Source organism: Caballeronia terrestris (assembly GCF_001544515.1).
GTDB classification, from domain to species: Bacteria; Pseudomonadota; Gammaproteobacteria; order Burkholderiales; family Burkholderiaceae; genus Caballeronia; species Caballeronia terrestris.
Genome location: NZ_FCOL02000116.1, coordinates 1 through 8,940, shown reverse-complemented (window position 1 = coordinate 8,940; position 8,940 = coordinate 1). Strand labels below are relative to the sequence as shown.

Sequence of the window (8,940 nt, the reverse complement as noted above, 5' to 3'; positions counted from 1 at the left end):
GAGTTCGAAAAGTACAAGGCCACCTGATGAACGCCCCGAGGCGTCCACGAACAAAACCCAATTTTGCAGGTCCGACTACTTACGCGTGGATCCTGTTCACGATTCCGGGTGCGCCGAATATCAACATGTACCCGCAGACGGCCTTGATCAACACCGTGTTCTGGTCTCTCGTCTACGAATGGAAGTTTTATCTTCTGCTGCCGCTCCTTGCCGTGTTTGCGAAGCCGCGCGTTCAGTTCGCGCTTCTGGCATTCCTAGCGCTCTCGATCTGGTGCTACTCGGATACGCAACTGGAGTGGTTTTTCGTGGCGGGATGCCTCGCGGCAGCGGCCGTACGCTGGAAGCCGGTATCTCGCTTGTGTTGCGGGCCGCTCGGCACGGCGATCTTGGTCGGATGCGCAGGAGCCACGCTCGCATGGCAACCGATGGTCTACAGCGCCACCGGTGCCGCGCTATTGTTCGTTCCGTTCGTGATGATCGCGAGCGGGAATTCGATCTTCGGCTTTCTGACGAATCCTTCCGCCCGCTTCCTCGGTCTGCTGAGCTACAGCATTTACCTGCTGCACAACTGGGTGCTGTTTCTGCTGTCGCGAGTAGTCAATCATTTCCGCAGCGTCGCCGAACTCACGCAACCTGCTTATTGGGCGCTTGGCGCTCTCGTCGTCTTGTCGACAGTTGCGATGGCGGCGTTCACCTACCGCTACATCGAGCTGCCGTTCATTCAGTCGAACCGGACGAAAGAAGCTGACGGTATCGCTCGATAATGGAAAGATCGCGGTCCGCCACGATTCCTTGGGCGGACCGCGGCGCGTGGCTCACGTCGACGCGCCTTACCGCGACAGATGGAGCGTCTTCTGCGCACACTCCTGCGTCTCGGTCTTCGATCCAACCAGCATAGCTACGTCGTAATCGCCGGCGGGCATCGCGGAGAGATCGAGCTTTGCCTTGAACCCGGCATCTTTCAGCGACTCTGGCAACCCCAATGCGGCCGGCACGTCGGGACGTGCGTATAGCGAACGCGCCGGAGCGTAGAACGTGCCCGCGGCGCCGGAGAGCTTGACGTACAGCGTGATCGGCAAACTTTTTTCACTCCCGTTCAGTGCCCATCCCGACAGATTCACCGACTGCTTGGCCGCGAACTTCTCGTTCGACGGAAACGCCGAACCGTTGATTTCGTCGATATGGCAAGTCGTGCTCGCTACCGTGTTTGCCGGCAAGGACACCGGACGCGTTGCCGACGCCTCCGACACCTTCAGCGGCTGATAGCGCTGACAGAATTGCTCGGCCACGCAACTCGTTGCAAGCGGCAGCGTCACGTTGCGAATCTGAGGCAGCACGTCCTTGCGCGCATACACAGTAAAAAAGTAATTCCCCTCGCCGTTGCCGAATGCGCTGTCGAAAATCCTGACCGGCGTGTAGTTCGGGCCGTACTGATCGGGCGTCAAGGGGGTCGACGGTTCGCTATTCTGAAAAATGAGGATTTCCGGACGATACTTTTCGATCAGATCGCCCGGCTCATAGCGCCGGTTAAGAAACGACAAGTCGTAGACATAGCGTCGCGAGAAATACGCCGGATTTCCCCACGCCGTCACGAGACGAAACGAAGCAGGCGTGTTCTCATCGACCCAGCGGCCAGCTTCCGCGCGATCGTGCTCGACATAGCGAAGCCAATTCTGCCGCGAAAGCGTGTCGGCGCGCTGAAAGTCGATTTCGTATCGCACTATGACCGCAAGCAACAGGAGAACGGACACTGCGCCTACCAGCAGCCGCTTGTTCCCTCGTGCGCCGAGCAACTCTCCAATGAACCCGACCCCCGCGCTTGCGAGAATCAAGAGCACCAGTAGCGACGGCATGCAGTACCAGTCGTACGGTTCGAACGGATGCTTCACGGTGTAAGCGGCAAGATGCACGGCCAGCAAGCCGAGCATCAACAAAAGAAGTGGCGCGAAACCCTTGCGCAGGCGCACGAGACCCAGCAACGCCAGCAGCGAGAGCGGCCAATGGTCGAAACGATAATAGACCGTGCTGCCGAACCATCGCCAGTCGATAATATTGACGAAGTCGTTTTGATGAAGCGCCTTCGTCAGGAATGAATTGGGTACCGGCGCACCGAAGTACCACCACGCGAATCCGTACCACAAGCACGCGATCACGAGGGCGAGCACGGCGGAGCGAATCGGCATCCGACGCGTCTGCCACGAGTATGCGAGGACCAGCAGCCCGCCGACGGGAATGAGGTCCATCTTGTGGATCGCGAGCAGGCCCGCTGCGATGCCTATCGCCACTTCGCCGCGACGCTCGAGCAGCGCGAACAACGCAAAGGAGATTAACGCAAACGTCAAAGGCGTTTCGAGACCCGTGCCAGCGTAGAACATCGTCCCGGTATCGAGCGCACCGAGCACGACGAAGGCTATCGCCGACAAAAAACCGAAGCGCCGTGCGATCAGGACCGCCATCGCAGCGAGGCTCGCGGCGGACAACAACGCGCTTGCCCAGACGATGGACGTGACGGACGGCACACCGAGCGTGATCAGCGGCACCAGCAGCAACGGGAAAAAGGGAGCGCTCGCACCCCAGACCGGCGCTTCGCCGATGTTCCACACCCAGAAGTGCCCCTGCGCGGCGTTATCCGCGTAACGCAGGAAGAACGCTGCATCGTCAGGCAGTTCGATACCGATGCGGCGGTGGATGGCGTACAGAAACACCGCTGCGGCGCAAATGAACAGCAATGACAGGTTTTTTTCGATCTTGATCACGTTGACTCCTGAACTCGCACTCGTCTTTTCCTTTGAAGAAGCCACCAAGCTCAACGACGGGCACTCGGCGCGTCGACGAAAACGAACTTCCTGTCGAGCAGATATTTCGTCACGTAACCGATCGCAAGTCCAATCGCGCCACCGGTGAAGCGCGCGCTCTTGGTATGGAAGATATGGTCGAAGGCGAACTCGAATGCCCAGAAAATAATCGTCGTGACGATACCCATCAACGAGTAAAGAACGAAAGTTCGTGCGTCGTGCGCCGCGCTGGTCGGCTTGAAAGAAAAAATGAAGCGCTTGTCGAGCGTGTATTTAACGATCAACCCGACGATGGTGCCAACGAACACCGATACCGGTACCGAGTAGGGTCCGTTGTATAGGTTCAGGGAAATGTCTTGCGCGCCGATGTTGGCAACCATCGCCACGCCAGCGAGCAGCGCGTAGATGATGGCAAGAGTCGTCGTGCTCCGGCCGGCCGAACCGGTGCGTTGCGAAATAGGGCTCACTAGGCGGGGTGTCCTCAAGACTGGGAAAAGGATGGATATTACCCTGTAGCATCCGTTTCACTGAATTGGCCGGTGGGCTTCCAAATGCCACAGACGGCTTTAACGGAAGCTCACCGGGTGCGCAGATTGCGTCGTTCAGCCGAATTAATCGAAATGGGCGCCCAAATAGCTGCGCCCTCGTGCAAACCGCTAGTCGACGATACGAAGGTTGCGGGGCGCGCAAATTTCGACGTCCGACTGAGTCTTGACGATCGTGCTGATTTGATAATCGCCACTCGGAACCCCGCTGAGAATCAGCTTGCCGGCAAAACCCGAATTGTTCAGAGCCTCGGGTAGATTGAATCCGTGTGCGACGGTCCTCGCGGCTTGCCGCCACGCATCAACGCATAAAAGGTTCCGCCCGTCCCTGTGAGCCGCAGGAAGGTGTCCTCCGCCGGCTCGCGCTTCGAATTCGGAAACGCCCAGCCGTCAATATCCACCGGTGCGGACTTCGACACGGTTGGTTGGCCGCTCGCTGACGCACCGCCGATTGCATCGATGCTGCACTGCTCTGCAACGATCTGTGGCAATGCCAATTCCGGCGGCATAACCGAGGTAACAGGTCTCGCGACCACCGGCTGGTAACGCTGGCAATCATTCAGCGACTTGCAACTGGTCCGGACAGGGAACGTCACGTCGGAAAGCTGCGAAATAACGTCACTGCGTGCATATACCGTGAAAAAAATGTTTCCTTGCCCCGCGCCGAATCCGCTGTCGAAAACTTTCACGACTTTGTAGTCCGGCGCAAATTCGTCGGGCGTCATAGGCGTGGCGGTCTCCATGTTTTGAAAGACCAGGATTTCTGGCCGATAGCGTTCGAGTACGTTCCCCGATTCCACGTGCCGGTTCAGGAACGATAAATCATAGACGTAGCGCTCAGAATAATATACCGGGCTATCGAAATACGTCGCGACCCGAAAGCTCTTCGGCGTATGCTCATTGACCCATCTGCCGGCGTCGGCGCGATCGTGTTCGACGTACCCTAGCCAGTTCTTGCGCACGCGCGCATCGAGTTGCTGGAATGCCAACTGATCGGCAACGATCGCAGCCAGGAGCATCACGACGACGCCTGCCGGCATCCATTTCTGCTTGGCGGACAGCTTGCCCATCCACCGACCGAGCGATGCGAGTCCGACACTACCAAGGACAAGCAGCATAAAAATGGCCGGCATGCAGTACCAGTCATAGGGCTCGAATGGATACTTGAATGTATAAACCCCGACGTGCGCCGCGATCAGACCCACCGAGTAGATAAGAAACGGTTTTAGGCGCGGCCAGCAGTGCGCGATACCTAGCAGTGAAAGCAGTACATAGATCCAGTGCCCATAGCGAAATAAAACGACGCCGCCGAACCAGTGCCAATCGATCGTTTTCGCGAACCGATCCTGATAAATCGCTTTCGTCAGAAACGAATTCGGAACGGGTGCGCCAAAGTAGATCCAAGCAAACGAATACCATGCGACCGTGATCGCCGCGGCGATGACCACCGCACGCACCGGGATCTGTTTGCGCCGGAACGCGAGCGCAAGGACCAGCAAGCCGGCAGCAGGAACCAGGTCCATTGTTTGGACAGCAAGAAGACCCGCAGCAATTCCGATCGCGACGTCGCCCTTTTTTTCCAGCAGTGCATAGAGGCCAAACGCCAGCAATGCGAAAGTGAGCGGAGTCTCAAGACCCGAACCGGCGTAGAACATCGCGCCGGTATCGAGCGCAGCAAGAACCGTAAATGCCACGCCCGCGAGATACCCGAAGTGACGCGCGAGCATCAGAGACACCGCTGTCAGCGAAAGCGTCGAAAAGATAATACTGACCCACACGATCGCGTCGACGGGCGGTACACCGAGTTTTATTGGAAGAACCAGCAAGAGCGGGAATAACGGGGCGCTTGCACCCCATACCGGCGCTTCATTTAAATTCCACGCCCAAAATTGGCCGTGCCCCATATTCTCCGCATACCGGAGAAAGAACGCGGCATCGTCCGGCAACTCGGTACCGAGTCGGAGCCGGATTGAAATATAAAATACGACCAGCGAAAAGGCCATTAAGGCGCTTGCCAGCTTTCTCTTTTCCGTTACTGCCACGTAGAGGGTGTCCTGGTAATTGATGAACTCGTGCGGGCGCCGGGCCAACGAAAGCCGCAAACGATGGCCTGAGATGATAGCCATCCCTGCCTCAAAAATCTAGGTAGAAGGCAGTGTCGGCCGAGACGCGGGCTCGACGTGGACCATGGCTTCCGCAATGACGCGGTGCGGGATGGTTTCGACGCGGAGAATCTGCTGCGTGCTGACACTGCGTGAAATCGTCCGCGAAATACCTCGTTTCGCACGCGTCTGCTTGGCGTTATACTGCGCGTTTTCACGCATCTGGTGTGCTCAATGTCGGCGAACAAGCGGCTTTTCTGGTTAGACTTCGTGAGGTCGATTTCCGTACTGATGATCATCGTCTATCACTATCGGAGCCAGTACCTCTACCAGTACCCAAACACTCGCGTCGCCGGCTCAATTGGCGTGCTGCACATCGGCTTCGGCGATCTGGGCGTCGCGCTCTTCATCATGATTTCCGGCGCCGCGTTAATGATTACCTATCCCGGAAAAATCGATCTGGCCGACTATTTAAAGAAGAGGTTTCTTTCCATTTACCCCGGATTCTGGGTCGCCTTCATCGCAGCCAGCATCTTTTGTTTAATATTAAATAAACACCTGAACGACACTGGGGAGTATTGGAAATTGCTTTTCTCGGTCGCCGCAATGGACGGGTTTTTCCTCTATAAAACCTCGAACTATTATGTGATTGGCGAATGGTTTCTGGGCTTCATTATTTTCCTGTATTTGCTGTTTCCCCTTGTCCGGCCCGTTGTCCAGCGTTATCCCCTACTCGCGCTGCTGATCGTTCCGGCCGTGTATCTCGTCGCGCTTCCGATTTATAACGCCCAGCATTTCGAGTTGATCGATCAGCGTAATCCACTAATGCGCTTGCCCGAGCTTGTCTTTGGCATGATGTTCGTCCGATTTGGCCTGAGCCATAAAAAGTGGTTAGTAGTTCTCGCAGCGCTTGCGATCGCGTGGCTGGAGTTGTTCCCGATCTCCGTATCGCCGCTCTTCTATATGTTTCTGATAGGCGCGATATTTTTCTGTCTGTTCGCCGCCGGCGCGGAACTTCTACCCGTTACGCCTAGACTGGAATCTGCAGTTGGCTTTATTTCGAAATATTCGTTTCTCGCATTTCTGATTCATCACCAGATCATCTATGCGTTTTTTGGAAGGCTCGATCTTACGCGAGCAAGCGTCCTTGAATCCTATGCGCTGTGCGCGCTGATTATTGTCCTGAGTTTCGCCGGCGCTGTTGTGCTGCAGCCTCTGGCAAAGAAGGTTGCCGATGTACTTCGGGCGGCGCTTTACCGGCAACCGGCTACCCGCACGGCGACTTGATCGCGAAGCAGGGCCGGCGTTGCGACCCGGCCGATCCCTATCGTTTCAAAGAGGAATCTCGATGCTCTGAAAGAATCGATGCAATGTCTTGTCTCTCGATTTCGCACGGACCTGAAAGCGCCCGCCTTGCGATGACCGACCGAGTCGTTCTGATTCGTTCTTTCAGCGTTTGGCAGGAATCGCATACAACATCAAATCTTCCCCGCCTTCACCATGACAGCGCAGATGGAGGCGATAGCCCGCATTCGTCTGCTCGATGAGGCGAACAGCATCGAGCAAGTCATCCGGACGGTGATACGCACTTATGGCGAGGATGGGGCGGCATCGCGAAAGAAATGGCAATTCCGCTGAAATCGCGTCGATTTCCGAGCCTTCAATGTCTAACTTGATGAAGAGTTGTTTGTCGGTTTGAAACTCAGACAGCGGAACAGACTGTACCTTTTCACACGCGGATTCATCGACTGCGGAGCCGACAGAGCCGATGGCGTTGAAACCAACCAGACCACGACCCGCGCCTATTGCAGCCTCGTGATATACGATCAGGTCCGACGGCACGAGCGGATTAAGCCGACCTTTGGCCCGCTCGATATTCGTCGGATCAGGCTCGACAATATGAATGCGGGAAAACTTGCCCCCGGAGATAGAAATGAAATCCTCGGTCGTGTCACCATCAAAAGCGCCGCCATCTACGTAAGCGACTTCTGGCGATAGTGCTGCTACGAGGAACGGGACGTCTCGACGGGCAGTACTCACGATGTCCTCGAAGCGCCCAGTTCTCCGGAACTTGATATGCCCGTCGAGAGTGCGCCGAGATAGATCGTCGCTGAGTAGAGAGCGCACACGGTCGTATTGCACGAGCTTTGTGTCGAGCTCTTCAACTCGTTCGAAAAACAGATACGGAAGAATGTCAGAAGCGGAGGTCGCGAACAGTTCGGTGAACGGCCGCACGTCAATATGAGGATGTGCCGCATGAATTTGCGCGCGCTTTTTCAGATACGAAAATCCGGGCTGATAGATGCAAATGTACAGCCGCCGTTCTTGTCCCGACGCGTCGGCGAAGCCGTCAAGATTAGTAACCTCGTGACCGTCGATCGCCGTGCCGAGCTTGCTCGGCGTGTCATCGACGAAAGAGAAATCGAAATCGACTGTGCGTCCTAGCGCGCGCCCCAAGGTGCCTGCGCCATAGAGTCCTAAAAGCATCCTCTGAGCCTCCCAAAAATTATTTATTAGGCAACCGGCGCGCGCGCCAATCAAGAGCGTCCGCCGCCGGTGACCATCGGTAACCCAGGTAGTTTCGAATGCCGGGATCGGTCGGCTCGGGCATTCCTCGTCGGGCCAAAGCGCTCGGGAGATCGACTTGCTGCGCCATGAACGGAAGGCCGATTACGTGATTCACTGCTCGCCGGACGCTTCCGGATCGGTTGATTCCGGCGCGATGAAACATCATCGCGTCGAGGATCAGGAACGAACCGGCCGGGGCTGCAATCTGTCGCTCGTGTTTGCGCGCGAATGCATCTGTGGGAAACGGAGCAACGTGTTGAGTTCCAGGGAGCACGTATGTCGCGCCATTCTCAAAAGTGAAGTCATCGAGACAAAGTAGCGCATTGATTGCTAACGGTTTCGAACTGGTCCAGTGCTCATAATTCAGATCGCGGTGCCACTTCGCCTGATAATTTTCCCGATCGGGCCGGTTCAGGATGCCGTTTTGCATCATCAGTACAAGTTGCGAACCGATGAATCGGCGGGCCAGTTCCATCAGTGGCTCAGTCGTGGCGACGTTTAAATAGTTTGAGTCGTAAGCGAACATGCATCGCGCGATGTCAGCGTCGTTGATGCTCAAAAGGGCACTCTCGCACCCGAGTTCTTTGATTTGCTCGGCATAGACGTTGTCGAGACCGTTCTTCAGGCTATCGAGAAATGAGCTCGAAAAGCCGCTATTCAGTATCGTATATCCGTTGATACGGAGCTCCCCTGCCGCTTCATCGATGTCGTCGAATTGTGGCAAGCGGTCCGTGACACCATACGCGTCGACCGTTGTCGTTCCTCCATGCCGGCTCTCCCAGTATTTCTTCGAATTATAGCGCCGACGTAATTTCAGTTCCGGCGGCCGCAGCTATTTCTACAGCAGGAAATCAGGCTATTTCAAAAGTGGAGTGGGTAATGCGGCTTACGAGGCATGTTGGTTGAAGGCCGAGAAGTCGAGCTTTCCGG

Annotated in this window: 7 protein-coding genes; 2 read left to right on the top strand and 5 right to left on the bottom strand. The window is 56.3% G+C overall.

The features are described 5' to 3' along the window. A partial coding sequence (locus tag AWB67_RS32850) for an acyltransferase family protein (RefSeq protein WP_235025474.1) occupies positions 1 to 764 on the top strand: 764 nt, incomplete at its 5' end. Positions 765 to 830: 66 nt separating this feature from the next. On the opposite strand, the gene AWB67_RS32845 is transcribed toward AWB67_RS32850, so the two are convergent. The 3 genes from AWB67_RS32845 to AWB67_RS32830 form a co-directional block, all read right to left on the bottom strand. Then, a complete protein-coding gene (locus AWB67_RS32845; protein WP_087660205.1) occupies positions 831 to 2,756 on the bottom strand; it encodes a glycosyltransferase family protein in 1,926 nt (641 codons plus the stop codon). A gap of 50 nt (positions 2,757 to 2,806) precedes the next feature. Further along, positions 2,807 to 3,262 carry a GtrA family protein gene (locus tag AWB67_RS32840; protein ID WP_235025473.1) on the bottom strand — a complete coding sequence of 152 codons (456 nt, stop codon included), beginning with the start codon at positions 3,260 to 3,262 and terminating at the stop codon, positions 2,807 to 2,809. A 320-nt stretch (positions 3,263 to 3,582) separates the two neighbouring features. Next, the gene (locus AWB67_RS32830) at positions 3,583 to 5,466 is read right to left on the bottom strand and encodes a hypothetical protein (RefSeq protein ID WP_125477789.1); all 1,884 of its coding nucleotides are present in this window, start codon (positions 5,464 to 5,466) and stop codon (positions 3,583 to 3,585) included. 210 nt (positions 5,467 to 5,676) lie between these two features. Here AWB67_RS32830 and AWB67_RS32825 point away from each other — a divergent pair, with 210 nt between their 5' ends. Beyond that, positions 5,677 to 6,729 carry an acyltransferase family protein gene (locus tag AWB67_RS32825; protein ID WP_087660202.1) on the top strand — a complete coding sequence of 351 codons (1,053 nt, stop codon included), beginning with the start codon at positions 5,677 to 5,679 and terminating at the stop codon, positions 6,727 to 6,729. Between the two features lie 162 nt (positions 6,730 to 6,891). Here AWB67_RS32825 and AWB67_RS32820 read toward each other — a convergent pair whose 3' ends face one another. Further along, the gene (locus tag AWB67_RS32820) at positions 6,892 to 7,929 is read right to left on the bottom strand and encodes an FkbM family methyltransferase (RefSeq protein WP_087660201.1); all 1,038 of its coding nucleotides are present in this window, start codon (positions 7,927 to 7,929) and stop codon (positions 6,892 to 6,894) included. Positions 7,930 to 7,948: 19 nt separating this feature from the next. Then, entirely contained in the window at positions 7,949 to 8,734 is a 786-nt protein-coding gene (locus AWB67_RS32815; RefSeq protein ID WP_200822369.1) for a phytanoyl-CoA dioxygenase family protein, read from the bottom strand. Positions 8,735 to 8,940 lie beyond the last annotated feature (206 nt).